This window comes from Arthrobacter crystallopoietes, assembly GCF_017603825.1.
GTDB lineage: Bacteria > Actinomycetota > Actinomycetes > Actinomycetales > Micrococcaceae > Crystallibacter > Crystallibacter crystallopoietes_B.
On sequence record NZ_CP072014.1, the window covers coordinates 2,192,245 to 2,218,177 of the forward strand.

The window sequence follows — 25,933 nt, forward strand, 5'->3', positions numbered from 1 at the left end:
GCGGTGCGCCCCGCTGGTTCCGCCCCGCTGGCTTCCCCGGGCTGGATCAGCTCAGCGGGTCTTCCGTATCCAGGTACTGGTTTGCCCAGGCGGCGATCAGGAGGCCGGCGCGGTCCGTCTGATCCCGGTCGGTGAGCATATGGTTGCTGCCTTCGAGCGAGATGAATGACTTGGGGTGCTTGGCCGCCGCGAAGATCTCGCCGGCGTTTTCCACGCCCACAGTGTTGTCGGTGGGGGAGTGCATGACCAGCAGTGGCCGGTCCAGGTTGCTGATGCAGCCGGTCAGATCGGTCCGGCGCAGATCTTCCACGAGTTGCCGGCGGATTTCGAGCCGTTTGCCGCCCAAGGTGATTTCGGCCGAGCCGGTGCGTTCGACGTCGTCAATCTCCTCGTCGAATAGGTGCGTGACATGGTCGGGCCGGAACGGGGCGGCCACGGTGGCCACGGCCTTGACCTCATCGAGGCCGCCAACGGCGCCCAGTACTGCCGCCCCGCCGAGGGAATGGCCAATCAGCAGCGAGATCCGGCGCCCGCTCTCGCGCATGAACGCCGCCGCACTGCTGATGTCCGCCATTTTCGTGGAGAATGTGGCCGCCGACCAGTCCCCGGTGGAGCCGCCCAGGCCCGCGGCATCGTAACGCAGCACACCGATACCGTGCCGGGCCAGTGCCTTGGAGATCCGGGCCGCGGCGGCGCTGTTCTTGCCCAGCGTGAAACCGTGGCAGAACAACGCCCAGGCCCGCACTTCGCCGTCGGGAATATCCAGGACCCCGGCCAGCGTGGTGCCGCCAACCCCTGGGAAGTTCACTTTCTCGAACGTGGTCATGGTGCTCCTGTCTGGCCGTAAAGCCGGAATGCGGGCGGATGGTTAAAAGCGTAAGGTGCCGATTCCTGACGAATCGGCACCTTACGTATGCTGGCAGGTCGCAAGGACCTGACGGACCCGGCAAGCCGGGACGGATCAGATCTTGCGGTTCAGCACGGCGTTCTTGACCTCGGCGATCGCCTTCGTCACCTGGATGCCACGCGGGCAGGCCTCGGTGCAGTTGAAGACGGTGCGGCAGCGCCACACGCCTTCCTTATCGTTGAGGATTTCCAGACGCATGTCGCCGGCGTCGTCGCGAGAGTCGAAGATGAAGCGGTGCGCGTTGACAATGGCTGCCGGGCCGAAGTACTGACCGTCGGTCCAGAAGACCGGGCAGGACGAGGTGCACGCAGCGCACAGGATGCACTTGGTGGTGTCGTCGAAACGCTCGCGGTCCTCGGCGGACTGCAGGCGCTCACGCGTCGGCTCGTGGCCGGAGTTGATCAGGAACGGCATGATCTCACGGTAGGACTGGAAGAACGGCTCCATGTCCACGATCAGGTCCTTCTCCACCGGCAGGCCCTTGATCGGCTCGACGAGGATCGGCTTGGAGGTGTCCAGGTCCTTCAGCAGCGTCTTGCAGGCCAGGCGGTTGCGGCCGTTGATGCGCATGGCATCGGAACCGCAAACGCCGTGGGCGCAGGAACGGCGGAAGGAAACCGAGCCGTCGTGCTCCCACTTGGCCTTGTGCAGGGCATCCAGCACACGGTCCGTACCGAACATGGTCAGCTTGAACTCATCCCAGCGGGCTTCTTCCGAAACCTCGGGATCGTACCGGCGAACCTTCAGCGTGATGTCGAAGCTCGGGACTTCCCCTCCGCCGCCGACCCCGGGGGCCAGCTCGACCTTTGATGGTCCTTCGGGAATTTCGGTCGGGGTGCTCATTAGTACTTCCTCACCATCGGTTCGTAGCGCGTGAATACAACCGGCTTCGTTTCCAGACGGATACCGGCGACGGACTCGGACGTGGCCAAGTCATCCTTGTATGCCATGGAGTGCTTCATGAACTTCTCGTCATTGCGGTCCGGGAAGTCTTCCCGGAAGTGCCCGCCGCGGGATTCCTCGCGGTGCAGGGCGGCAACGGTCATGACCTGGGCCATGTCCAGCAGGAAGCCCAGTTCCACAGCTTCGAGCAGATCCAGGTTGAAGCGGCGGCCGCGGTCCTGAATGCCGATGTTCTTGTAGCGCTCACGCAGGGACGCGATCACATTCAGTGTTTCGTTCAGGGTCTGCTCGGTGCGGAAGACCTGGACATTCGCGTCCATGGTGTCCTGCAGTTCCTTGCGCAGCTGGGCAACGCGTTCGGTGCCGTTGGCCGCGCGGACCTGCTCGATCAGATCGATTGTGAACTGGTCCGCGTTTTCCGGAACCTCCACGAACTCCGCAACCTTGGCGTACTCGGCGGCGGCGATACCGGCGCGCTTGCCGAAGACGTTGATGTCCAGCAGCGAGTTGGTGCCCAGTCGGTTGGACCCATGGACGGAGACGCAGGCTACCTCACCGGCGGCGTAGAGGCCGGGGACAACCGTGTCGTTGTCCTGCAGAACCTCGGCCTTGATGTTGGTCGGGATGCCGCCCATCGCGTAGTGCGCGGTCGGGAAAACCGGCACCGGCTCGGTGTACGGCTCCACACCCAGGTAGGTGCGTGCGAACTCGGTGATGTCCGGGAGCTTGGCATCGATGTGCGCCGGCTCCAGGTGGGTCAGGTCCAACAGGACGTAGTCCTTGTTCGGGCCGCAGCCACGGCCCTCGCGGACCTCGTTGGCCATTGAACGGGCCACGATATCGCGGGGTGCGAGGTCCTTAATCGTCGGGGCGTAGCGCTCCATGAAGCGTTCGCCGTCGGCGTTGCGCAGGATGCCGCCTTCGCCGCGCGCGGCTTCGGAGAGCAGGATTCCCAGGCCGGCCAGGCCGGTCGGGTGGAACTGGAAGAACTCCATGTCTTCCAGGGGGATGCCGCGGCGGAACGCGATGCCCATGCCGTCACCGGTCAGGGTGTGGGCGTTCGAGGTGGTCTTGAAGACCTTGCCCACGCCGCCGGAGGCGAAGACGACGGACTTGGCCTGGAAAACGTGGATCTCGCCGCTGGCGAGGTCATAGCTGACAACGCCGGCAACACGCTTCTGCATGTAGGGGGTTCCGTCTTCGCGGAGTGCTTCCTCGTCGACCAGGAGCAGATCCAGAACGTAGTACTCGTTGTAGAACTCAACGTTGTGCTTGACGCAGTTTTGGTACAGGGTCTGCAGGATCATGTGGCCGGTACGGTCAGCGGCGTAGCAGGCGCGGCGGACCGGGGACTTCCCGTGGTCGCGCGTGTGTCCGCCGAAGCGGCGCTGGTCGATCTTGCCTTCGGGCGTGCGGTTGAAGGGCAGGCCCATCTTTTCCAGGTCCAGCACGGCGTCGATGGCTTCCTTCGCCATGACTTCGGCGGCGTCCTGGTCTACCAGGTAGTCGCCGCCCTTGACCGTGTCAAAGGTGTGCCATTCCCAGTTGTCTTCTTCCACGTTCGCCAGTGCGGCACACATGCCGCCCTGGGCCGCACCGGTGTGGGAACGGGTGGGGTAAAGCTTGGTCAGTACTGCTGTTCGCGCGCGCTGGCCGGATTCAATGGCGGCGCGCATACCGGCGCCACCGGCACCGACAATAACGACGTCGTACTTATGGACCTGCATACCAGATGCTCTTTCTGTTGAAACCAAATGTTCTTCACGGGGCTGATGCTGCCTTGGGCGCTGCCTCGTCGGCAGCGCCCGCGGCGCCCTGCTGGATGTTCTGCCGGCCGCGTTTCCGAGGCGGCCGGCACCGGGCTACGGTGCGGGGCAGAAGGAAGGCAGCAGTTCAGCAGCGGCGTTCGGCGGGCACGGATCGAAGGTGAAGATCACCAGGGTGCCAAGCACAATGATGACGGCCGTGGCCGCGTAGAGAACGGACTTGAGCCAGAAGCGCGTGCCGTCCTTGTCCGCGTAGTCGTTGATGATGGTGCGGACACCGTTGGTGCCGTGCAGCATGGCCAGCCACAGCATGGCCAGGTCCCAGATCTGCCAGAACGGGTCGGCCCACTTGCCGGCCACGAAGCCGAAATCGATGGCGTGGACGCCCTCGCCGACCATGAGGTTCACAAACAGGTGGCCGAAGACCAGGACAACCAGCACGAGGCCCGAAACGCGCATGAACAGCCATGCGAGCATTTCGAAGTTGCCGCGGGAGCTGCCATGGCGGGTGTACTTCGGTGCAATGCGACCGGAGCGCGGTGCCTGGATTTCAGATGTAACTGCCATGATTAGTGACCCCCGGTGAATGCGAGCGTAAGGTGACGGATCAGGAACGGAACCATGACGAGAACCCACAGCCCGACAACGCCCCACAGCAGCTGTGCCTGGTACTTCGGGCCCTTCTTCCAGAAGTCCACGAGGATGACACGCAAACCGTTGAAGGCGTGGAAGACGATGGCTGCTACGAGCCCCGCTTCCAGAAGGGCCATGAACGGGTTCTTATACGTGGCTATAACGACGTTGTATGCCTCCGGCGATACGCGTACCAGCGCGGTGTCCAGTACGTGTACTAAGAGGAAGAAAAAAATTGCGACGCCGGTGACGCGGTGTCCTACCCATGACCACATGCCTTCTCGGCCGCGGTAGAGGGTGCCTGCTGGTGTCTTCGACACTGAATTAACCTCCCTGCATCGCAAGGGCGCTAGCGTGGTTTCCACGCAGAGTTACGCCATGCGAGAGCGCTCTTCGTTCAAGACTAATCTAGGCTTCGCTCAGGGCTTATTCAATTTGAAGACATGGACATGTGAGCTTTTTAACAGCGGGGCTGTCATGTACGCCCGATCCGCGCGAAATAGGGGCAAATTCGGGCATTTAGGCCATTAAAACGTGCCCTATTCCCGGGCTCGCAAACAGCCGGCAGCGTTCCGGCCAGGCGTTCATCCTGCGGACGGCACTTGACAGCTGCATGCGCCAGATCCCTCCACAGGATGAGTACACCCGGCGCCTGACTGGTCTACCTTTGAAGTGATGACTACTGATAAGCCGCTGGGCAATGGCCCGGCCAACGAAGACAATGTGCTGGGCCGTTTTTACGGTGTTATTCCGGCCGGCGGGGTGGGGACCCGGTTGTGGCCGCTCTCGCGGGCGGCGGCGCCGAAGTTCCTGCATGACTTGACCGGGTCCGGGTCCACGCTGATCCGGGCGACGTATTCGCGGCTGGAGCCGTTGTGCGGGGACCGGACCATGGTGGTCACCGGTACCGCGCACCGCAAGGCGGTGCTGGCGCAGCTGCCGGAGCTGACGAAGAACAACCTGGTGCTGGAGTCCGAGCCGAAGGACTCGGCGGCTGCGATCGGTTTGGCCGCGGCGATCCTGTACCACCGGGATCCGCGGATCATCATGGGTTCCTTCGCCGCGGACCAGGTGATCAACCCGGTGGAGAAGTTCCAGGACGCGGTGCGCGAGGCGATCCATACCGCGGCCGAGGGCTACATCGTCACGATCGGGATCACCCCCACCCACCCCTCGACCGGGTTCGGGTACATCCGCACCAACGGGAACCTGGGCATCGGCTCGGCGCCGAACGCGCTCGGGGTGACCGAGTTCGTGGAGAAGCCCGACGCGGACACCGCGCAGGCGTACCTGGCCGAGGGCGGGTATTCGTGGAACGCGGGCATGTTCGTGGCCCCGGTTCAGCTGCTGCTCAAGCATCTGGAGACGAACGAGCCGCTGCTCTACGCCGGGCTGATGGAGATCGGCGCGGCCTGGGATACCCCCAAGCGCCGCGACGTGGTGCGGCGGGTGTGGCCGGGGCTGCCGAAGACCGCGATCGATTACGCGGTGGCGGAGCCGGCGGCCGCGGCCGGGGACGTGGCGATGATTCCGGGCGACTTCTCCTGGGACGATGTGGGGGACTTCGCCGCGATCGGCAGGCTGAACGCCGCGTCCGAGACAAACAACCTGACCGTGCTCGGCGAGGGTGCGCGGGTGTATGCGGAGAACTCCACCGGGATGGTGGTCTCCGATACCAAGCGCGTGATCGCGCTGATCGGCATTGACGACGTCGTGGTGGTGGACACCCCGGACGCGCTGCTGATCACCACCAAGGAACACGCCCAGCAGGTCAAGAAGGCCGTCGAATCCCTCCGCGCCAGCGGCGACACCGACGTCCTTTGAGCCGGGCCGCTCGATCCGCTTAACGCGGGTACGTTGAACACGCCTCTTCCGGCGGCAACTGGGTAGAGTTTGTCTGTGCAGACTATTTCAGAGACTTCGGACAGCATTCCCCGCATAGGTGTGTGGACGGCCCCGTTCGTGGACGGGTTGCGGCAGTTCCGTCGGGATCTGCACCAGCATCCGGAGTTGTCCCACAAGGAGTTCCGCACGACGGCCAACCTCATTGCCCGGCTGCGGGAGGCAGGGCTGGAACCGGTGCCGCTCGAAGGTACCGGGCTGTACGTGGACATCGGCGAGGGGCCGCTTGCCATCGGTCTGCGTGCCGACATCGACGCGCTGCCGATCCTGGAAGAGACCGGCCTGGAATACGCCTCCGTTAATAAGGGCATCAGCCACGCGTGCGGCCATGACATCCACACCACGGTCATGCTCGGCGTGGCCCTGGTGCTGTGCAAGCTGGAAATGGAGGGCGAGCTCGGCGGCCGGGTGCGCGTCATCTTCCAGCCCGCCGAGGAGACCATGCCCGGCGGCGCCTTGGCCGTGATTGAACAGGGCGTCCTGGTGGATGTTCCCCGCATCCTCGCCCTGCACTGCGACCCCCGTGTTGATGTGGGCCAGGTGGGCACCCGGATCGGCGCGATCACGTCGGCGTCGGACACCATCCGGATCGAGCTGTCCGGACGCGGCGGCCACACCTCGCGGCCGCACCTGACCGAGGACCTGGTCTTTGCGCTGGCCGAGATTGCCGTCAACGTCCCGGCAGTGCTCAGCCGCCGGATCGACGTGCGCAGCGCGGTCTCCGTGGTCTGGGGCCAGATCCGCGCCGGCGCCGCGCCGAACGCCATTCCCGCGCACGGGTTCATGGCCGGCACCATGCGGTGTCTCGACGGCGAGGCCTGGCATGCCGCGGGGGAGTTGCTCGATGAGGTGGTCACGCAGGTGGCGGCACCGTTCGGCGTCGAAGTGAAGCTTGAACACATCCGCGGCGTGCCTCCGGTGATCAACACCGAGCGGGAAACCGGTTTGATCGAAGCCGCCGCACGGCTGGAGCTTGGGCCCGGTTCCGTCATACTCACGCCGCAATCCATGGGCGGTGAGGACTTCGCGTGGATGACGCAGGAAGTTCCCGGCGCCATGATGCGGCTGGGAACGCGGACGAAGGGCGGCGAGACGTTCGACCTGCACCGCGGCGACTACACGCCGGATGAGCACGCCATTGGCGTAGGAGTGCGCGTCATGGCCGCAGCCGCCGTCATGGCCTGCCGCGGCAAGGACCAGGGCTAGCAGCCTGACCCCGCCGTCGTCGTTGTCCTGTGGCGATACCGGTAAGTAACAAATTTTCAACAATGTTCGGCCAAGCACCGGAAATTGATACTCTGCCCTGCTCGCGGCCACTATTGTAGGCTCGTAACGCACCTGCAGGACGGGTGCGCCCGCCGCGCGGACGCCAGTGGTGACAGGACACGATCCTGATGCACTCAGTGGTCTACGGCAGTGGGGCAATCTTTCTTTTTTGGAGGAACCTTGAAGAAATCACTGCGCACCATCAAGCGCGGCACCGGCCTGTCCGCCGCCATGCTCGGCGCATCTGCCCTCGTCCTCGCCGGCTGCGGCGCGCCTCCGGCCGAAACCGAAGGCAGCCCGGGAGCGGAAGGAGCCGATTACCTCGGCTGCATCGTTTCCGACTCCGGTGGCTTCGACGACCGTTCCTTCAACCAGTCCAGTTACGAAGGCCTGAAGATGGCCGAAGAGGATCTGGGCATCAAGATCCAGCAGGCGGAGTCCCAGGCGGAAACCGACTTCGTGCCGAACGTGGACGAAATGGTGCAGTCCGGCTGCAACATGGTCCTGACCGTCGGCTTCCTGCTTGGCGATGTGACCAAGGAAGCCGCTGCTGATAACCCCGAGACCAACTTCGCGATTGTCGACTACTCGGATCCCGAGTTCACCGACAACGTCAAGCCGATTGTCTACGACACGGCCCAGGCCGCCTTCATGGCCGGCTACCTGGCCGCCGGTGTCACCGAGACCGGCAAGGTCGCCACGTACGGCGGCATCCAGATTCCCACCGTCACGATTTTCATGGACGGCTTTGCCGATGGCGTGAAGTACTACAACGAGCAGAAGGGCGAGGACGTCCAGCTGCTCGGCTGGAACAAGGAGCGGCAGAACGGTACCTTCGTCGGCAACTTCGAAGACCAGGGCAAGGGCAAGACCAATACCCAGAACTTCATCAACGAGGGCGCGGACATCATCATGCCCGTCGCCGGCCCGGTGGGCCTGGGCACTCTGGATGCCGTGATCGAAGCCAACGAAGCAGGCAAGGAAGCCAAGGTCGTCTGGGTTGACTCGGACGGCTACGAAAGCGCCGGCAAGGGCGAAGAATTCATCCTTACCTCGGTCATGAAGGGCATGGCTGCCTCCGTCGAGGACGTTCTCCGGACCGATCTCGAGGGCAACTTCGACAGCACCCCGTACGTCGGCACACTGGAAAACGAGGGTGTCTCGCTGGCGCCGTTCCACGATCAGGAAGCCAACGTTCCGGATGAGCTGAAGCAGGAGCTGGAGACCATCAAGGAATCCATCATCTCCGGCGAAATCACCGTTGAGTCCGAGGCAAGCCCCAAGTAGCAGCTGAACCGGCCGGACCGCCGCCTCCGTGCGTTCATCCGCATGGGGCGGCGGTTCGTTCTGTAATCGGTGCGAGCGGTTTAGGCTGTAGACAGTTCGCCCGTTGCACTAAAACGTTCCGCTGACACCTACAAAGAACAGGTTGGTTGGGGTTTTGAAGCTCGAGCTAAAGGGAATTACCAAGAAATTCGGTTCCTTTGTTGCCAACGACCACATTGACCTCGTGGTCGAACCGGGACAGGTACACAGCCTGCTTGGCGAGAACGGCGCAGGGAAATCCACGTTGATGAACGTCCTCTACGGTTTGTACGAACCCACCGAGGGGCAGATCCTGATCGACGGCAAACCGGTTGACTTCAACGGCCCCGGCGATGCCATGGCAGCGGGCATCGGCATGGTGCACCAGCACTTCATGCTGGTACCGGTGTTCACCGTGGCGGAGAATATCGCACTGGGCAACGAGGCGACGAAAGCGGGTGGGATCCTCAACCTGGACGAGACCCGGACCAAAATCCGGCAGATTTCGGAGCAGTACGGCTTCCAAGTCGACCCGGATGCCGTGGTGGAGGACCTGCCGGTCGGTGTCCAGCAGCGGGCCGAGATTATCAAGGCGCTGGTCCGAGACGCCGAGGTGCTGATCCTCGACGAGCCCACGGCCGTCCTGACGCCGAAGGAAACCGACGAACTGCTCGCAATCATCGCCCAGCTGAAGTCGGATGGTAAATCGATTGTCTTCATTTCCCACAAGCTCCGCGAGGTCAAAGCCGTCTCCGACCTGATCACGGTCATCCGCCGCGGCAAGGTGGTCGGAGATGCGGATCCCAACGCCTCCACCACGGACCTGGCCTCCATGATGGTGGGCCGCTCGGTGAGCCTGTCCCTTAACAAGGCACCCGCCCAGCCGGGCGAAGCAACCTTTGTCATTGACGGCCTGACCGTGACGTCGCCGACGGGCCAGCGGGTGGTGGATAACATCTCCCTGCAGATCGCCCGGGGCGAGATCCTGGCCATCGCCGGTGTCCAAGGAAACGGCCAGACCGAACTCACCGAGGCCATCCTCGGCCTGCAGGAGCACGTGTCCGGTTCCATCCAACTTGAGGGCAAGGAGCTGGTGGGGCGCGGTACCAAGGAGATCATCAACTCCGGCGTGGGCTTTGTGCCGGAGGACCGCAGCGTGGAGGGACTGGTCGGTCCCTTCTCGGTAGCCGAGAACATGATTCTGAACCGCTACGACCAAGCGCCGTTCGCCAAAGGGCTTGCCATGAAGCCGGCGCTCGTAGCGGCGAACGCTGCCGAGCGGATCGCCGAGTTCGACGTCCGCACGCAATCGGCCACTGCCGCCGCCGGCACGCTCTCCGGCGGCAACCAGCAGAAGGTCGTGATGGCCCGCGAGCTGTCCCGGCCGCTCAAACTCTTCATCGCCTCGCAGCCGACCCGCGGCGTCGACGTCGGTTCGATCGAATTCCTGCACAAGCGGATCGTCGCCGAACGCGACCAGGGCACGCCGGTGATGATCGTGTCCACGGAACTGGACGAAGTTCTGGAGTTGGCGGACCGCATTGCCGTGTTGTACCAGGGGCGGCTGATGGGGATAGTTCCCGGCAACACCTCGCGTGACACGCTCGGCCTGATGATGGCGGGGATGGGCGCGGAAGAAGCGCAAGGCACTGATCCGGCACGCACTGATCCTGAAAGCGGGGACAAATGAGCGAGGACGAGCACAAGCACGCCCGGAAGAAAACCGACGAGCACGCCTCCGAGGTACGCCTTGAAGCCATGGTCGACACAGAGGACGGCCGGATTGCTCCGCCGCCCGTACCCGCCACCGCGCAAAGCGGAGACCTCCACCCCGAAGCCAGCTCGCAGACAGTAGTCCAGCGCATCATGAGCGGCGATGCCCTGGTGGCCGTGCTCGCCGTCGTGCTTTCGCTGATTGCAGGCGGAATCCTGATCGCCCTGACGGACGAGGACGTCGCGCAGACAGCCTCCTACTTCTTCGCACGGCCGCAGGACATGCTGCTGGCGGCCTGGTCGGCCGCGTCCGAGGCCTACCTTGCGCTCTTCCAAGGGTCCGTCTTCGACTTCGAGGGCGAGACCTTCTCCCGGATGATCTCTCCGCTGATGCAGACCCTGACCGTGGCGACGCCGCTGATCTGCGCCGGCCTGGGCGTGGCGCTGGCCTTCCGTGCAGGCCTGTTCAACATCGGTGCCCAGGGCCAGATCATCATCGGTGCCACGCTCGCAGCGTGGGTCGGCTTCAGCCTGCACCTCCCGGTGGGCATCCACCTGCTGCTGGTGATCGTGGCCGGCATCATCGGCGGAGCGATCTGGGGCGGCCTGGTGGGCCTGCTCAAGGCGAAGACCGGTGCGCACGAGGTCATCCTGACCATCATGCTCAACTACGTGGCGATCTACCTGGTCACCTATCTCCTGACCACCCCCGCCTTCCAGCGGCCCGGGTCCTCCAACCCGATCAGCCCGCAGCTGGATGAAACGGCCATGTACCCGCCGCTGTTCGGCGACGCCTTCCGGCTGCACTGGGGCTTCATCGTGGCGCTGCTGGCAACGGTGTTCGTCTGGTGGCTGCTCAAGCGGTCGATCATCGGCTTCGAACTTCGCGCGGTGGGTGCGAACCCCGTGGCGGCGCGCACCGCAGGCATCAGCGTGACCAAGGGCTACGTCGTCGTCATGCTGATTGCCGGGGCGCTGGCCGGACTCGCCGGCGTGGCCCAGGTTGCCGGCACCGAAAAGGTCCTGTCCTCCGGCGTGGCAGCCAGCTTCGGCTTCGACGCCATCACCGTGGCGTTGCTGGGACGTTCGACGCCGTGGGGAACGTTCTTTGCCGGGCTGCTGTTCGGCGCGTTCCGGGCCGGCGGCGTGGACATGCAGATCAGCACCGGGACCAGCATCGACATTGTGCTGGTGGTCCAGTCCCTGATCGTGCTCTTCATCGCGGCCCCGCCGCTGGTCAGGGCGCTGTTCCACCTGCCCGAACCCGGCAAGACCAAGGGGCCCAGGAGCCCCAAGGAAACCAAATCCCGCAAGCCCGCCACGACCGGAGGTTCAGCATGAGCACGGCAGTGTCCACCGCGCCCGAGCAGAGCACCACCCGCGCCGGCGCGGTGCGGAGTTGGAAGACCCCGATCACGCTGGCGGTGCTGGCCGTCTTCGCACTGCTGGTCTTCGCCATCGGGGCGCCCGGCAACGAGGTGACCTTCCGCCTGTCCGACCCGGGGGATGCCATCGTGCTCCCGCCGATTGTCATCTTCGCCCCGGTCATGGGCTGGATCGGTGCGGTCATCATGCTGGCCGCGGCCGCCCTGGCCTTCGTGCAGGTCCGGGCCGGACGGCCGGTCCCGGGCTGGCTGATCGCCGTCTTCGCCGTCGTCTTTGTGGCGGCGTTCCTGAGCTGGATTGTCGGCAGCGCGCGCACTCCCAACGTGGCGCTCTATGGTCTGCTGGCCGGATCCGTGACGCTGGCCGTGCCGTTGATCTTCGGTTCGCTCTCGGGCGTATTGTGTGAACGCTCCGGCGTGATCAACATTGCGATTGAGGGACAGCTGCTCTTCGGCGCGTTCTCCGCGGCGGTCGCGGGATCCCTGTCCGGCAGCGCCTTTGTCGGCCTGCTCGCCGCCGCCGTCGGTGGTGTCCTGGTCTCGCTGGTGCTGGCGGTGTTCAGCATCAAGTATCTGGTCAACCAGGTCATTGTCGGCGTGGTGCTCAACGTGCTGGTGTCCGGCCTGACCGGCTTCCTGTTCTCCACAGTGCTCAGCGCCGATGCCGGAACCTGGAACTCCCCGCCGCGCCTGCCGGTCATTTCCATTCCGTTCCTCTCAGACATTCCCATCATCGGACCCATCCTGTTCGAGCAAACCATTGTGGGCTACCTGATGTACGTCGCCGTCGCGGTGATCTACGTGGGCCTGTTCCACACCAAGTGGGGCCTGCGGACGCGGGCGGTCGGCGAGCACCCTAAAGCGGCAGATACCCTGGGCGTCAAGGTCAACCGGATGCGCTTTATGAACGTGTCCCTGGCCGGTGTGGTGGCCGGACTCGGCGGCGCGTTCTTCACCTTGGTGTCCGTCTCCAGTTTCGGCCGCGACATGACCGCAGGGCAGGGCTACATTGCCCTCGCCGCGTTGATCTTCGGCCGCTGGAACCCGATCGGCGCCTTCTTCGCGGCCCTGCTGTTCGGCTTCGCCACCAACCTGCAGTACGTGCTCAGCTTCCTGGGCACCCCGGTACCCAACCAGTTCCTGGCCATGCTGCCGTACATCGTGACCATCTTTGCCGTTGCCGGCTTAGTCGGCAGGTCCCGGGCTCCGGCCGCCAACGGCGTGCCGTACATCAAGGGCTGACATGACGGAGATGCCCGCGAATACAACTAACGACGGCGGAACGTCACCAAACGATGGCGGGTCGCCTCAGGCTGACCGGGCCAAGGCAGGCCGCGCCCACGCGGACCGCGCCGAGGTGGACTGGGCGGGCCTGCAGGATGCGGCGCGCGCGGCCTCCGCGCACGCCTATGTGCCCTACTCGAAGTATCCGGTGGGAGCGGCCGCCCTGACCGAGGACGGCCGGATTGTCTCCGGGGCGAACGTGGAAAACGCCTCGTATGGACTGACGTTGTGCGCGGAATGTTCTCTGGTCAGCGCGCTGCATATGTCCGGCGGCGGGCGGCTGGTGGCGTTCAGCTGCGTTGACGGCGCCGGCAACATCCTTATGCCGTGTGGGCGCTGCCGCCAGCTGCTGCACGAATTCCGGGCGCCTGGCATGCAGCTGATGACCGTTTCCGGCATCAAGTCCATGGAAGAGGTCCTGCCGGACGCCTTCGGTCCCGAAAACCTGGGCTGAGTCCTGGCACGCTGAAAGAAGGAGAGCCACGTGAGTGAGAAGTTCGACGCCGTCGACATCATCCGGATCAAACGCGACAAGGGCACGCTGAGTCCCGAGCAGATCAGCTGGACCATCGATGCCTACACCCGCGGCGCCATTGCCGACGAGCAGATGTCCGCCTTGAACATGGCCATCCTCCTCAACGGCATGAGCCGCGAGGAAATCTCCCAATGGACGACGGCGATGATCGCCTCGGGCGAGAGGATGGACTTCTCCTCGCTCGGCAAGGCGACCAGTGACAAGCACTCCACCGGCGGCGTGGGGGACAAGATCACTTTGCCGCTGGCCCCGCTGGTCGCCGTCTTCGGCGTTGCCGTCCCGCAGCTCTCCGGCCGCGGGCTCGGCCACACGGGCGGAACCCTGGACAAGCTGGAGTCGATCCCCGGCTGGCGCGCGGACCTGTCCAACGACGAAATGATGGCCCAGTTGGCCGATGTGGGAGCGGTGATCTGCGCCGCGGGCGCCGGCCTGGCCCCGGCGGACAAGAAGCTCTACGCCCTGCGCGATGTCACCGGCACTGTCGAGGCCATCCCGCTGATCGCCTCGTCCATCATGAGTAAAAAGATCGCCGAGGGCACCGGTTCGCTGGTGCTGGACGTCAAGGTCGGCTCCGGGGCGTTCATGAAGGACGAGGACATGGCCCGCGAGCTGGCCGAAACCATGGTGGGTCTGGGCAAGGATGCGGGCGTGAACACGGTGGCCTTGCTGACCAACATGAGGACTCCGCTGGGGCTGACCGCCGGCAACGCTATCGAGGTGGCGGAGTCGGTGGAGGTGCTGGCCGGCGGCGGCCCCCAGGACGTGGTAGAACTGACAATCCGGCTGGCCGAAGAAATGTTGCAGGCTGCCGGTGTGTCGGACGCGGACCCGGCCGCCGCGCTCAAGGACGGGCGGGCGATGGACGTCTGGAACCGCATGATCGAGGCGCAGGGCGGCGATCCGAGGGCCGCGTTGCCGGTCGCTAAGGAATCCGAAGTGGTCTACGCGGCGGCGGACGGCGTTCTGCTGGAACTGGATGCCCTCGCCGTCGGCGTCGCCGCTTGGCGACTGGGCGCCGGCCGCGCCCGCAAGGAAGACCCGGTCCAGGCCGGTGCCGGAGTGCGGATGCATGCGAAACCGGGAGCGCTGGTCCGGGCGGGCGAGCCGCTCATGACCCTGCTGACGGACATCCCGGAAAAATTCGACCGGGCGAAGGAGGCGCTGGCAGACGCCGTCGTTATCGGTCCCGAAGGGGACAGGCCCGCCCAGCAACTGGTCACCGACCGCATCGCCTGAACCCGCAGGCCGGCCCTGAGCGGACGCGCTCTAGGCTGCACCTACCCCAGTGCGCGGAAACTGGGGTGAGGATAACTACATCGGATGGACAAACCTCTTCCGCAGCTGCCAAGCCGCGAGGATAATTGTTGCCATACCGGCGCCCGGGGGGAGTGGCGGAGCCGCGGCTGTCTCGACCGGGGGGTGAGGCAGCCGCGGTGATCAGCAGCGCAGAACCTGCCGTTATGGACGCGGGGATGGTGCGTGCAGGGTCGCGGGCCCGTACCGTTGTCCCAGGGGGTTGATCAGGGCAACACCCCATAGCGGCACTTATTGCAACGTGACATCGTTGGAATAACCAACCGGCGAACAGGATCTTTCACGTGCAGGCTTTTATGGACGCTCTTAACGTCTTCATCATCGATGCGGCCGCCCAATGGTGGGTGTATCCGCTGCTTTTCGCGCTCTGCCTGATTGACGGAATTTTCCCGCCGGTGCCGAGCGAATCCGTGGTGGTTGCCCTGGCCGCGCTGGCCGTTTCCGCGGGCGTGCCGAACATCTGGCTGATCATCGCCATCGCCGCCGCCGGCGCCATGGCGGGGGACAACATTGCGTATTTGATCGGCCGGCGTATCGGCTCGAACCGCTTCAAGTGGATGCAGCGGCCGCGCGTCGCATCCGCCTTCGCCTGGGCGCGGAAGGAACTCGACCGGCGCGGAGCCCTGCTGATCCTCAGCGCCCGCTACATTCCCATCGGCCGTGTCGCCGTCAACATGACCGCCGGCGCAACAGGCTTCCACCAGCGCAGGTTCGTCTTCTTCAGCATCATTGCCGGCATCTCCTGGTCGCTCTATTCCGTAGGCATCGGCGCCCTCGCCGGCCAGTGGTTCCACGACCACAGCCTGCTGGCCGCCGGCCTGGCCATCGTCATCGCCCTGGCCATGGGTCTCGTCGTGGACCATGGCCTGAAACTGCTCTACAAGCGCAAGGTGCGCAAGAGCCACGAGGCGCAGGACACCGCCTCCGCCACGGAAGATACAGCAGACGCCTCCAAGAGCGCTCACCCGCGCACCGGCACCCCGGTCTCGCACTGAACACCCCGTTTTCCACGACCTCTGCACAACGGCCGCCGAGGCGTGCATCCGTTCGGATGTCTCACGTAAGGTGGTGCCTGTGACTGAGCCTAATTACACTGCTGACCCTGCCGCCGACGTCGACATTGATATCCGCAGCCTGCCCAAGGTTTCGCTGCACGACCATCTCGACGGCGGTCTCCGCCCCGGGACAATCATCGAGCTGGCCGCCGAAATCGGCCACCAGCTGCCGTCCACCGACCCCGTCGCCCTGGGCGAATGGTTCCGGGAATCCGCGGACTCCGGCTCGCTGGTCCGCTATCTGGAAACGTTCGACCACACCGTGGCCGTGATGCAGACCAAGGAAGGCCTGCACCGGGTCGCCAAGGAGTTCGTCGAGGATCTGGCGGACGACGGCGTGGTGTACGGCGAGGTGCGCTGGGCACCGGAGCAGCACCTCACCAAGGGGCTGACCCTGGACGAGGCAGTCGAAGCCGTCCAGGCCGGGCTTGAAGCAGGCGTGGACGCGGTCGAGGCCAGCGGCCGCCCCATCCAGGTCGGTCAGCTGATTACAGCGATGCGCCACGCGGACCGCGGCCAGGAAATCGCCGAGCTCGCCATCCGGCACCGGGACAAGGGTGCCGTCGGCTTCGACATCGCCGGAGCCGAGGACGGCTTTCCCCCCTACCGGTTCAAGGATGCCTTCACCTACCTGGCCGAAAACCAGTTCCCGGTCACCATCCACGCCGGCGAGGCCGCCGGGCTGGACAGCATCATCGACGCCCTGGTCAGCGGCCGCGCCCTGCGCCTGGGCCACGGCGTGCGCATCGCTGAGGACATCCAGGTGGACTTCACGCCGAACGAAGAGAACGACGCCGACCTGGGCCTCGTCACGCTGGGCCGCGTTGCCGCCTGGGTTCGGGACCGGGGCATCGCGCTGGAATGCAGCCCGTCCTCGAACCTCCAGACCGGTGCCACCGCGCCCTTTGGCGAGGGCATCGAAAACCACCCGTTCGACCTGCTCTACCAGACCGGCTTCAAGGTCACGATCAACGCCGACAACCGTTTGATGAGCGGCGTTACGCTGACGGACGAGTACGAACTGCTGGTCGAAACCTTCGACTATGACCTCGATGACCTCCTCGAAATCACGCTCAACGCGGCGGAAGCAGCCTTCCTGCCGTTGGAAGAGCGTGAAGCGCTCGTCGAGTACATCGCCGAAGGATTCAGGGCCTACCAAGGCTGAACCTGCCATGGCTGAAAGCACGACGGCGGTCGGCCGGCTTGTGCAGGTGGTGGCGCAGTTGCGCGAGCATTGCTTGTGGACAGCTGCGCTCACCCACGAGTCCTTGGTTGAGTACCTGATCGAGGAGTCCCACGAGCTGGCCGAGGTCATCGAGGCCGGGCCGGGCACTGGAGCCGCCGAACTCAAAGGCGAACTGGCCGACGTCCTCTTCCAGGTGCTGCTGCATGCCCGGATCCAGGAGGAGGCCGGCAACTTCAACTTCGAGGATGTGGCCGAGTACCTGAGCGCAAAGCTGGTCCGCCGGAACCGGCATGTGTTCAAGCCCGATGGTTCGCTGCAGGAGTCGTTCCCCGGAAGCATCGAGGAGATCGTCGCCAGCTACGATGCGGTGAAGCAAGGTGAGCGCCCCGAACGGGATAGCCCGTTCGACGGCATCCCGCCGACCTTGCCCGCACTGACCCTGGCGGCGAAGTCGATCGACCGCGCCAGGCGCGCGGGCTTTCCGGTGGACCAGCAGCCGGGAAGCTTCGAGGCAGGTAGCCGGCCACCGGCGTCGGAAACCGAACTCGGAGACCTGCTGCTCGCCGTCGTCCGCCAAGCCTCGGCCGCAGGCCTGGACGCGGAGCAGGCGTTGCGGGGCGCGGTCCGCCGGTTTCAACGCAGCGTAACGGGCGCATAAGCACGCCTCGTTCTCGATTACGCTTAGACCGACAGCGCTGTCCGGCGGCCTGTTGTAAAGAGTTTCATCTTTCGTTCCAATGAACAGGAGCAATCAATGGCGCTTATTGATGCCATCCACGCGCGTGAAATCCTTGATTCCCGCGGCAATCCCACGGTTGAGGTTGAGGTCTTGCTCTCGGACGGCTCCATGGGCCGCGCTGCTGTCCCGTCCGGGGCATCCACCGGTGCGTTCGAAGCGGCCGAGCGCCGCGACGGCGAGAAGAACCGCTACTTGGGCAAGGGCGTCAGCCAGGCCGTCAACGCGGTGCTCGACACCATCCAGCCCGCCCTGGTAGGCCGCGATGCGACCGACCAGCGCCTGATCGACCAGACCATGATCGACCTGGACGGCACTTCCAACAAGTCCAACCTGGGCGCCAACGCGATCCTGGGCGTTTCGCTGGCCGTGGCCAACGCTGCCGCCGAGTCGGCCAACCTGCCGCTGTACAAGTACCTGGGCGGACCGAACGCGCACGTGCTGCCCGTTCCGCTGATGAACATCCTCAACGGCGGCTCCCACGCCGACTCCGACGTCGACATCCAGGAATTCATGGTTGTGCCCCTGGGTGCCGCCACCTTCTCCGAAGGCCTGCGCTGGGGCGTCGAGGTCTACCACAGCCTCAAGACCGTGCTGAAGGACAAGGGCCTGTCCACCGGACTGGGCGATGAGGGCGGATTCGCCCCCAATCTGCCGAGCAACCGCGCCGCGCTGGACCTGATCACCGAGGCGATCAACAAGGCCGGCTACACTCCGGGCAAGGAAATCGCACTGGCTCTGGACGTCGCCTCCTCCGAGTTCTACTCCGACGGCGCCTACCAGTTCGAGGGCAAGTCCCTGACCGCGGCCGAGATGAGCGAGTACTACAAGCAGCTCGTGGCCGACTACCCGCTGGTCTCCATCGAGGACCCGCTGGACGAGGACGACTGGGAAGGCTGGGCCACCCTCACGGCCGAAATTGGCGACAAGGTGCAGCTGGTGGGCGACGACCTCTTCGTCACCAACCCCGAGCGCCTGCAGCAGGGTATCGACGCCAACACCGCGAACTCGCTGCTGGTCAAGGTCAACCAGATCGGTTCCCTCACGGAGACCCTGGAAGCCGTCTCGCTGGCACAGCGCAATGGCTACACCACCATCACCTCGCACCGCTCCGGCGAGACCGAGGACACCTCCATTGCGGATATCGCGGTGGCCACCAACGCGGGCCAGATCAAGACCGGTGCCCCGGCCCGATCCGAGCGTGTGGCCAAGTACAACCAGCTGCTGCGCATCGAAGAAGAGCTCGACGACGCCGCGCGCTACGCAGGTGCCGGCGCTTTCCCGCGTTTCAAAGCCTGAACCTGCCCCTGAATCTGTATCGTCTTAAGCGGGGACTGATAACCTCATTTCCTCCCGACGACGAATGATTTAGGAGTTCCATGGCCACCCGACGCCCCAGAGTGCCACGTGCCGGCCGCCCGGCCAGTGGCAACGGGCCTGTGCAAACAGGTTCCGGTTCAGGGGTGCCGGGTGGTTCCATGTCCGGGAATGCAGGACGGACCAACAGCGGTGCAGCGGGGCATCAAAGCGCCCCGTCCGAAGCGAAGGTCATCCGTGCAGACTTCGGCGGCTCCGAGGCGAAGTCCCACGGAGCCAAAGCCGAAGGCCCCAAAAAGAAGCCGTCGCCGTCGGAAGCCCGTGCAGCCGAACGTCGCGAGCTGTCCGGCGCCATCCGGCAACCCATCATCAGCAGGACGACGCCGCAGGATCGGCCGGAGGACGGCGGTGACGGCACCGGAAGCACGCCGGTTCCGGCAAGGGGTTTCTCCGGACGTATGCTGGCCCTCGCCGTCGTGCTGGTGACGATCACCATTCTGCTGGCCCCGTCGGTGCGGATCTTCATCGAGCAACGCTCCGAAATCGCCGCGCTGGAACGCGAAATTGCAGCCGAGCAGAAGACCCAGAGCAAGCTGGAGCGGGAGCTGGCACGCTGGGAAGACCCTGAGTACATCAAACAACAGGCCCGCGATCGCATATTCTATGTAATGCCGGGTGAGACACGTTATCTGGTGACCGGGACCGAGGGGCTGAGCGAATCCGAGGAGCATGCGTCCGTGGCGGCGCCGTCCAACCTGCCGTGGGTGGACGCGTTGTGGGACTCGGTGAAGCGGGCAGCTACCGACGTGCCGGCGGAAGAGAACGCAGAAAAGGCCGAGGAAAAGCCGGACAAACAGGCCGGGAAACCAGCGGAATAGCCGGTCTGCCCGGCTGCAGCGGCGGCCGACGGAACCGAGGCAGCGCCGAAGCGTCGTCCGCATCGGGACAGGACATGGTCGGGAAGCCGGGGCAGCATTCAAGCCGGCCCGGTCTGTCTGCCCGCCCGCCGCACCAAACAGCCCGCACCAGCATGTCCGCACAGTCAGGAAGGACCGCGCCATGGAAGACCCGCGCACACCCACGCCCCAGGATCTGGAGACCCTCAGCCGGCAGCTCGGCCGGCCTGTGCGTGACGTGGTGGAAATAGGAGCGCGTTGTGTCTGCGGCAACCCCCTGGTGGCCACCACCGCGCCGCGGCTGGGCAACGGCATCCCGTTCCCCACGACGTTCTACCTGACCCATCCGATCATCACCTCGGCAGTGTCCCGGCTCGAGGCCGCGGGTGTCATGACCGAAATGACCGAACGGCTCGAACACGATCCGGAACTGGCTGCCGCCTACCGCGAAGCGCACGAGGACTATCTGCGCGTCCGCGATGAAATCGGCGCCCGCACAGGCGTCGGGTCTGTTCCCGAGATTGCCGGTGTCTCCGCCGGCGGCATGCCGACGCGGGTCAAGTGCTTGCACGTGCTGGTGGGCCATTCGCTGGCCGTCGGCCCGGGCGTGAACCCGCTGGGCGACGAGGCTCTGGACGGGATCGCCGAATGGTGGACCAAGGACCGTTGCTATTGCGACGGCGCTTGGGACGTCGCGGCTCCGGCCCCCTCAAGGGACCTGAGCCGCCACACCAAGACCCAGGGCCTCAGCCCGGAAGAGCTCGAGGCCAAGAAGGCCGAACGCCGTCGTGCTGCCGAAGAGGAACCGGCGGGCGAACACGGCGCGCCGGATCAGGAAGAAGGAGCCCGATGAGCCGCGTAGGTGCCATTGACTGCGGAACGAACTCCATCCGCCTGCTGATTGCCGATATCGACGACGACGGCGTGCTGACCGACGTGGTGCGCCTGATGAAGGTGGTCCGGCTTGGCCAGGGCGTCGACGCCACCGGCATGCTCGCCAAGGAAGCCCTTGCACGTACTTTCGCCGCGGCGGAGGAATATGCGGGCCTGTTGCAGGAGCACGGTGCCGAGCGCCTGCGCTTCGTAGCCACGTCCGCCACCCGTGACGCCGGCAACCGGCAGGTCTTTGTCGACGGGATCCGGGAGCGCCTCGGAGTGGAACCGGAAGTCGTCACCGGCGCCGAGGAAGCCGAATTGTCCTTCACCGGTGCGGCAAGCGTGCTGGCCACGGCACCGGGGAAGAAGGTGCTGGTGGTCGATCTGGGCGGCGGCAGCACCGAGTTCGTCCTCGGCACGTCCGAGGGAGTCCAGGCCGCTTTGAGCACGGACATGGGCTGCGTGCGCTTTACCGAACGGCACCTCCAATCGGATCCACCGACCGCCGTCGAAATCGCCGCCGCGGAAACGGACATCAACGCCTACATCGATGCTGTGCTGGCGGACGTCCCGCTCGCTGACACGGACCGGCTGGTCGGCGTGGCCGGGTCCATCACCACAGTGACGGCCCATGCCCTTGGGCTGACCGAATATCAGCCCAACACCATCCACGGTGCGGAGCTGGATACGGCCAAAACCGCCGCCGCCTGCACGTCGCTGCTGTCCATGTCGCGCGCTGAACGCGCCGCGCTGCCCTACATGCATCCGGGCCGGGTGGACGTGATTGGCGCCGGGGCACTGATCTGGCGCACCATTAACAATCGTGTCAATGAACTGACCGCCGGCAGGGTCAACGGGGCCACCGCCAGCGAGCACGATATCCTCGACGGCATCGCCATGAGCGCCGCCCGCGGGTAAGCACGAAGTAACCGACAAGGGCCGCCGGTCCGATCAACGGTAGGATAGTCCGCCATGCCCCCGTAAAGGGGACTGGCAGGACACCGGGGAACCCAGGAAAGAGGACACGCATGCACAGCAGGGCCGGAAGACCGGGCAGTCGGGCCACGGTCCGAGCCGCCGCACTCTCTGTGGTCTCCGTGCTGGCCTTGGTAGGCGGCACAGTCTTCGCCCCGGCGGCGATGGCCGATGCCACCCGGGACAAGCAGTACTGGCTGGACTCCTACGGCATCCGCGAGGCCTGGAAGACTTCGCAGGGCGAAGGCGTCAAGGTCGCCGTCATCGACAGCGGCGTGGACGCCAGCCACCCGGATCTCAAGGGCGCCGTCGTCGGCGGTACGGATGTTTCCGGCGCCGGTTCACCCAACGGGCAGCGCGGCATCGGCCAGACTACTGAACACGGCACCCTCGTTGCCACCTTGCTGGCCGGCCGCGGCCACGCATCCGAAGAGAAGGATGCGGACAAGGAAGCAGGCGACAAGGACAAAGACAAGAAGGACGACGACGAGAAGGCGCCCGAGCCCAAGGACCAGGGCATCGGCGCCGGTACCGACGGCGTTATCGGGGTGGCGCCCAAGGCCGACCTGCTGACCGTCTCCACTTGGCTCGGCTCGCCGAATCCGGCGGGTGTGAGCATTGAAGAACAGATCCCCGCTGCGGTGAAGTGGGCCGTGGACAACGGTGCCAAGGTCATCAACATGTCGCTGACAAGCTCCAGCACGTCCTGGCCGGAAAACTGGGACGAAGCGTTCCTTTATGCCGAGCAGAACGACGTCGTTATTGTGGCCGCTGCGGGCAACCGCGCCGGCGGAACAGAGCAGTCCGGCGCCCCCGCCACCATTCCCGGTGTGCTGACGGTCGCCGGGCTGAACCGCGAAGGCGAAGCGAGCGAAGGCGCCTCGGCACAGAGCATCGTGATTGGCGTGGCAGCCCCCGCCGAGGACCTGGTGGGCGGCCTGCCCGACGGCCTCTACGCTGACTGGTCCGGCACTTCCGGTGCCACCCCGCTGGTCTCTGGCGTTGCGGCGCTCATCCGTGCCGAGTACCCGGAGATGAGTGCGGCGCAGGTGGTCAACCGCATCATCTCCACGGCCAAAGACGCGGGCGTGCCGGGTCATGACCCGATCTACGGTTTCGGAATTCTCGACGCCGAAGCGGCCCTGACCGCGGACGTGGCGGTTGTCGGCGCGAATCCGGTGGGTTCGATCGCCCAGTGGATCACCGTGCACCGCAGGGGACAGGTGGCCCCACCTGAAACCAAGGCCCCCGCCAACCGGGTGGAGGAAGAACCAGCCGTGCCCGAGCCCACCACTCCGGTGGCAGAGGCGCCGCGGCTTGAAGGGGACGTGCTTCCCGCGGTGATCGTGATCGGGTTCAGCCTCGTGTTTATCCTGGTCATCGGCCTCGGCGTCCAGCAGACGCTGCGCGCCCGTCAGGTGGCAGCAGCTGAACAGGGTGGGGCCGACGACGGCGAAGACACGGGTTTCCTGCCGCCGATCCGCGAGCCGCTGCTCAAGGAATCGGGCAAGAGCGTGGGCCAGGGAACCGGCAAAGGCAGCGGTCCGCAGAACCGCTGACCAGAGGGGAGCCTGACCGCGTGCAGCGCCTGCATCACGCGGTTCCGCGCCTGCGCCGGCTACTTAGTGAAAACTTTCACAAAAGGGTTTACACTATTGCGTATGGCATACACTCCTGCTCTTTCAGACCGTCCTCGCGTCCTCGTAGTCGGCGGTGGCTACGTCGGCCTTTATGTGGCCCTTAAGCTCCAGAAGAAGGTTAAGGCCCACGGCGGCATCGTGACCCTGGTGGATCCGCTGCCCTACATGACTTACCAGCCGTTCCTGCCGGAGGTTGCTGCCGGCTCCATCGAGTCCCGCCATGCCGTGGTTTCCCACCGCATGCACCTGAAGCAGACCGAAGTCATCACCGGCCGCGTGACCTCGATCGACCATGCCAACAAGACCGCCGTGGTTGAATCCGAAGACGGCGAAGTCAGCTTCAATGTTCCCTACCGCGACGTCGTGATTGCCGCCGGTGCGGTGACCCGTACCTTCCCCATTCCGGGCCTCGCCGAAGAGGGCATCGGGCTGAAGACCATTGAAGAAGCGCTGGAATTGCGCAACACCGTCCTGGAACGGATCGAAGCCGGCTCCATCATGCCGGACGGCCCGGAGAAGAAGCGCGCGCTGACCTTCGTCTGTGTTGGCGGCGGATTCGCCGGCATCGAGGCCATGACCGAGATCGAGGACATGGCGCGCCACGCTGCGGAGCACAACCCGCGCCTGAAGCGCTCTGACCTGCGCTTTGTGCTGGTAGAAGCCATGGGCCGCATCATGCCCGAGGTTACTGAACACCAGGCCGAATGGGTCGTGGAGCACATGCGCTCCCGCGGCATCGAGGTGCTGCTGAACACTTCCCTCGCCTCCGCCGTGGACGGCAAGCTGGATCTCATCAACATGCCGGACAAGACCCCGGCGCAGTCTTTCGAAACGGACACCCTGCTGTGGACGGCCGGCGTTCAGGCGAACCCCGTCGTGCGCAACTTCGGCTTCGAGCTGGATGAGCGCGGCCGGGTAAAGGCCAATGCGGAACTGCGGATCATCGACGCGGACGGCAAGCCGGTTGAAGGCGCCTGGACTGCCGGCGACGTCGCGGCCGTGCCGGACTTGACCGGCGGCGGGGTGGGCGGCTTCTGCGTGCCGAACGCCCAGCACGCCGTGCGCCAGGCCAAGCACCTGGCCAAGAACATCTACGCCGAGCGTTGGGGCGTGGGCCAGGTCGAGGAGTACAAGCACAAGAACCTTGGTGCCGTGGCTGGCTTCGGCATCAACAAGGGTGTGGCGAAGGTCATGGGTGTCAAGCTCAAGGGCCCGCTGGCTTGGCTCGCCCACCGCGGTTACCACGGCTTCGCCATGCCGACCGTCGAGCGCAAGATCCGCGTTATCGCCGACTGGCTGCTGAACGCTGTCCTGGGCCGCGACACCACGGAGATCGCCGACTTGGAAACTCCGTACCGCGCCTTCCGTACGGCGGCAACCCCGGCGCCAAAGCCGAAGCCAGCCGAAAAGAAGGCGGAAGACAAGGCCGACGAGCAGGCGCCTGCAGATTCGCGCTAACACGCGCCCAACCTCCGCCGCTAACGATCCGGAATCCGGGTCGAACGGCGGCGGCAGCAGGACCTAACGACGGCGGGAGCCGGGGTTTCGTACGGAACCCCCGGCTCCCGCCGTCGTTAGCTTGGTTGGCTGCTTGGACGGCGATGGTTGGCTGGGGATCTAGACTGCAATGATGGAACTTCGCAGCGAACATATCAGCGACAGGCCCGCGATCCTGGAATTGACCGGCCGTGCTTTCGCCTCCGAGGAAGGGTCCAACCCGCCGGTCGAGGTTGCACTGCTGGACGAGTTGTTCGAATGCGACGGCTATCTGCCCGGGCTCTCGATCGTTGCCGTCGATGCGGGCAAGGTTGTCGGGCATTCCATCACCACGCGCGGTTTTATCGGGCATCAGCCGGCGCTCGGATTGGGCCCGATTTCTGTCCTGCCCGAACGTCAGCGGCAGGGAATCGGGGCGGCGCTACTGGAGGAAACCAGACTCCGGGCCAAGGGGATGGGGGAGTCAGTGATCGTGCTTCTTGGCCACACGTCCTACTACCCGAGATTCGGTTACCGGCCGGCCTCCGAGCTCGGGATCCAAGCGCCCGACTCGAAATGGGGAGACTATTTTATGGCGCTGCCGCTTGGTGGCAGCGAGGTTCCTGCCGGAACGTTCCGCTACGCGGAGCCGTTCGCACGGCTGTAACCCGTCGCTCCGCTGTAAGCCTTCGTACCCGTCTCGTCCTGGCGCGGGCGTATCGAGTAGGCTTAGGAGGTGCATTTTCACGGCACGCCCCCGTAGTCCAATGGCAGAGACAGTCGACTTAAAATCGATCCAGTGTGGGTTCGAGTCCCACCGGGGGTACAACTCCTCACGTTCCTCAATGGTCCCGGAAGGGTTC

Annotated in this window: 23 protein-coding genes and 1 tRNA gene; 19 read left to right on the plus strand and 5 right to left on the minus strand. The window is 65.1% G+C overall.

The window, feature by feature from the left end; all coding sequences use genetic code 11:
- Positions 1-46 precede the first annotated feature (46 nt).
- The 5 genes from J5251_RS10175 to sdhC form a co-directional block, all read right to left on the minus strand.
- The gene (locus J5251_RS10175; protein WP_208573885.1) at positions 47-826 is read right to left on the minus strand and encodes an alpha/beta hydrolase family protein; all 780 of its coding nucleotides are present in this window, start codon (positions 824-826) and stop codon (positions 47-49) included.
- A 135-nt stretch (positions 827-961) separates the two neighbouring features.
- Complete coding sequence (locus tag J5251_RS10180; RefSeq protein ID WP_139006896.1) at positions 962-1,750, minus strand: succinate dehydrogenase iron-sulfur subunit; 789 nt, start codon at positions 1,748-1,750, stop codon at positions 962-964.
- Positions 1,750-3,537 (minus strand): succinate dehydrogenase flavoprotein subunit, encoded by a 1,788-nt coding sequence (gene sdhA, locus J5251_RS10185; protein WP_139006897.1) that lies wholly within the window; start codon positions 3,535-3,537, stop codon positions 1,750-1,752. Before sdhA ends, J5251_RS10180 begins: the two co-directional genes overlap by 1 nt.
- Before the next feature lie 135 nt (positions 3,538-3,672).
- On the minus strand, positions 3,673-4,143 hold the full coding sequence (locus J5251_RS10190; protein WP_139006898.1) for a succinate dehydrogenase hydrophobic membrane anchor subunit: 471 nt from the start codon (positions 4,141-4,143) through the stop codon (positions 3,673-3,675).
- Positions 4,144-4,145: 2 nt separating this feature from the next.
- Complete coding sequence (gene sdhC, locus J5251_RS10195) at positions 4,146-4,529, minus strand: succinate dehydrogenase, cytochrome b556 subunit (protein WP_139006899.1); 384 nt, start codon at positions 4,527-4,529, stop codon at positions 4,146-4,148.
- Between the two features lie 355 nt (positions 4,530-4,884).
- Between sdhC and J5251_RS10200 the strand changes: the two genes are divergently transcribed.
- From J5251_RS10200 to J5251_RS10290, 19 genes are all read left to right on the plus strand, one after another.
- Complete coding sequence (locus tag J5251_RS10200) at positions 4,885-6,033, plus strand: mannose-1-phosphate guanylyltransferase (protein WP_208573886.1); 1,149 nt, start codon at positions 4,885-4,887, stop codon at positions 6,031-6,033.
- 105 nt (positions 6,034-6,138) lie between these two features.
- Positions 6,139-7,317, plus strand: a complete 1,179-nt coding sequence (locus J5251_RS10205; protein ID WP_240793281.1) for an amidohydrolase — start codon at positions 6,139-6,141, stop codon at positions 7,315-7,317.
- A 240-nt stretch (positions 7,318-7,557) separates the two neighbouring features.
- Positions 7,558-8,664, plus strand: coding sequence for a BMP family lipoprotein (locus J5251_RS10210; protein ID WP_240793278.1), 1,107 nt, complete (start codon positions 7,558-7,560; stop codon positions 8,662-8,664).
- 154 nt (positions 8,665-8,818) lie between these two features.
- Entirely contained in the window at positions 8,819-10,372 is a 1,554-nt protein-coding gene (locus tag J5251_RS10215) for an ABC transporter ATP-binding protein (RefSeq protein WP_208573887.1), read from the plus strand.
- Positions 10,369-11,736, plus strand: coding sequence for an ABC transporter permease (locus J5251_RS10220; protein WP_139007322.1), 1,368 nt, complete (start codon positions 10,369-10,371; stop codon positions 11,734-11,736). The genes J5251_RS10215 and J5251_RS10220 overlap by 4 nt, the downstream gene beginning before the upstream one ends.
- Complete coding sequence (locus J5251_RS10225) at positions 11,733-13,022, plus strand: ABC transporter permease (protein WP_208573888.1); 1,290 nt, start codon at positions 11,733-11,735, stop codon at positions 13,020-13,022. The genes J5251_RS10220 and J5251_RS10225 overlap by 4 nt, the downstream gene beginning before the upstream one ends.
- A gap of 10 nt (positions 13,023-13,032) precedes the next feature.
- A complete protein-coding gene (locus tag J5251_RS10230; protein WP_139007325.1) occupies positions 13,033-13,518 on the plus strand; it encodes a cytidine deaminase in 486 nt (161 codons plus the stop codon).
- A 30-nt stretch (positions 13,519-13,548) separates the two neighbouring features.
- Entirely contained in the window at positions 13,549-14,835 is a 1,287-nt protein-coding gene (locus tag J5251_RS10235; protein ID WP_208573889.1) for a thymidine phosphorylase, read from the plus strand.
- 374 nt (positions 14,836-15,209) lie between these two features.
- Positions 15,210-15,908: a DedA family protein gene (locus J5251_RS10240; protein ID WP_208573890.1), complete on the plus strand. Its 699-nt coding sequence runs from the start codon at positions 15,210-15,212 to the stop codon at positions 15,906-15,908.
- Between the two features lie 79 nt (positions 15,909-15,987).
- On the plus strand, positions 15,988-17,133 hold the full coding sequence (locus J5251_RS10245; RefSeq protein WP_139007318.1) for an adenosine deaminase: 1,146 nt from the start codon (positions 15,988-15,990) through the stop codon (positions 17,131-17,133).
- A gap of 7 nt (positions 17,134-17,140) precedes the next feature.
- Complete coding sequence (locus J5251_RS10250; protein WP_208573891.1) at positions 17,141-17,812, plus strand: MazG nucleotide pyrophosphohydrolase domain-containing protein; 672 nt, start codon at positions 17,141-17,143, stop codon at positions 17,810-17,812.
- 96 nt (positions 17,813-17,908) lie between these two features.
- Positions 17,909-19,189: a phosphopyruvate hydratase gene (gene eno / locus J5251_RS10255; RefSeq protein WP_139007316.1), complete on the plus strand. Its 1,281-nt coding sequence runs from the start codon at positions 17,909-17,911 to the stop codon at positions 19,187-19,189.
- A 179-nt stretch (positions 19,190-19,368) separates the two neighbouring features.
- Complete coding sequence (locus tag J5251_RS10260) at positions 19,369-20,085, plus strand: FtsB family cell division protein (RefSeq protein WP_244250616.1); 717 nt, start codon at positions 19,369-19,371, stop codon at positions 20,083-20,085.
- A gap of 181 nt (positions 20,086-20,266) precedes the next feature.
- Positions 20,267-20,956, plus strand: a complete 690-nt coding sequence (locus tag J5251_RS10265) for a DUF501 domain-containing protein (RefSeq protein WP_139007314.1) — start codon at positions 20,267-20,269, stop codon at positions 20,954-20,956.
- On the plus strand, positions 20,953-21,897 hold the full coding sequence (locus tag J5251_RS10270) for a Ppx/GppA phosphatase family protein (RefSeq protein ID WP_208573893.1): 945 nt from the start codon (positions 20,953-20,955) through the stop codon (positions 21,895-21,897). The genes J5251_RS10265 and J5251_RS10270 overlap by 4 nt, the downstream gene beginning before the upstream one ends.
- A gap of 110 nt (positions 21,898-22,007) precedes the next feature.
- On the plus strand, positions 22,008-23,513 hold the full coding sequence (locus J5251_RS10275) for a S8 family serine peptidase (protein WP_208573894.1): 1,506 nt from the start codon (positions 22,008-22,010) through the stop codon (positions 23,511-23,513).
- A 102-nt stretch (positions 23,514-23,615) separates the two neighbouring features.
- Positions 23,616-25,052: an NAD(P)/FAD-dependent oxidoreductase gene (locus tag J5251_RS10280; protein ID WP_139007311.1), complete on the plus strand. Its 1,437-nt coding sequence runs from the start codon at positions 23,616-23,618 to the stop codon at positions 25,050-25,052.
- Positions 25,053-25,224: 172 nt separating this feature from the next.
- Positions 25,225-25,737, plus strand: a complete 513-nt coding sequence (locus tag J5251_RS10285) for a GNAT family N-acetyltransferase (protein ID WP_208573895.1) — start codon at positions 25,225-25,227, stop codon at positions 25,735-25,737.
- Positions 25,738-25,823: 86 nt separating this feature from the next.
- Positions 25,824-25,896, plus strand: a tRNA-Leu gene (locus J5251_RS10290).
- Positions 25,897-25,933 lie beyond the last annotated feature (37 nt).

Coding starts and splice junctions, on each gene's coding strand:
- J5251_RS10175 (WP_208573885.1), bottom strand. CDS start 826: ATGACCACGTTCGAGAAAGTGAACTTCCCAGGGGTTGGCGGCACCACG.
- J5251_RS10180 (WP_139006896.1), bottom strand. CDS start 1,750: ATGAGCACCCCGACCGAAATTCCCGAAGGACCATCAAAGGTCGAGCTG.
- sdhA (WP_139006897.1), bottom strand. CDS start 3,537: ATGCAGGTCCATAAGTACGACGTCGTTATTGTCGGTGCCGGTGGCGCC.
- J5251_RS10190 (WP_139006898.1), bottom strand. CDS start 4,143: ATGGCAGTTACATCTGAAATCCAGGCACCGCGCTCCGGTCGCATTGCA.
- J5251_RS10200 (WP_208573886.1), top strand. CDS start 4,885: ATGACTACTGATAAGCCGCTGGGCAATGGCCCGGCCAACGAAGACAAT.
- J5251_RS10220 (WP_139007322.1), top strand. CDS start 10,369: ATGAGCGAGGACGAGCACAAGCACGCCCGGAAGAAAACCGACGAGCAC.
- J5251_RS10225 (WP_208573888.1), top strand. CDS start 11,733: ATGAGCACGGCAGTGTCCACCGCGCCCGAGCAGAGCACCACCCGCGCC.
- J5251_RS10230 (WP_139007325.1), top strand. CDS start 13,033: ATGCCCGCGAATACAACTAACGACGGCGGAACGTCACCAAACGATGGC.
- J5251_RS10240 (WP_208573890.1), top strand. CDS start 15,210: ATGGACGCTCTTAACGTCTTCATCATCGATGCGGCCGCCCAATGGTGG.
- J5251_RS10250 (WP_208573891.1), top strand. CDS start 17,141: ATGGCTGAAAGCACGACGGCGGTCGGCCGGCTTGTGCAGGTGGTGGCG.
- eno (WP_139007316.1), top strand. CDS start 17,909: ATGGCGCTTATTGATGCCATCCACGCGCGTGAAATCCTTGATTCCCGC.
- J5251_RS10260 (WP_244250616.1), top strand. CDS start 19,369: ATGTCCGGGAATGCAGGACGGACCAACAGCGGTGCAGCGGGGCATCAA.
- J5251_RS10265 (WP_139007314.1), top strand. CDS start 20,267: ATGGAAGACCCGCGCACACCCACGCCCCAGGATCTGGAGACCCTCAGC.
- J5251_RS10270 (WP_208573893.1), top strand. CDS start 20,953: ATGAGCCGCGTAGGTGCCATTGACTGCGGAACGAACTCCATCCGCCTG.
- J5251_RS10275 (WP_208573894.1), top strand. CDS start 22,008: ATGCACAGCAGGGCCGGAAGACCGGGCAGTCGGGCCACGGTCCGAGCC.
- J5251_RS10280 (WP_139007311.1), top strand. CDS start 23,616: ATGGCATACACTCCTGCTCTTTCAGACCGTCCTCGCGTCCTCGTAGTC.
- J5251_RS10285 (WP_208573895.1), top strand. CDS start 25,225: ATGGAACTTCGCAGCGAACATATCAGCGACAGGCCCGCGATCCTGGAA.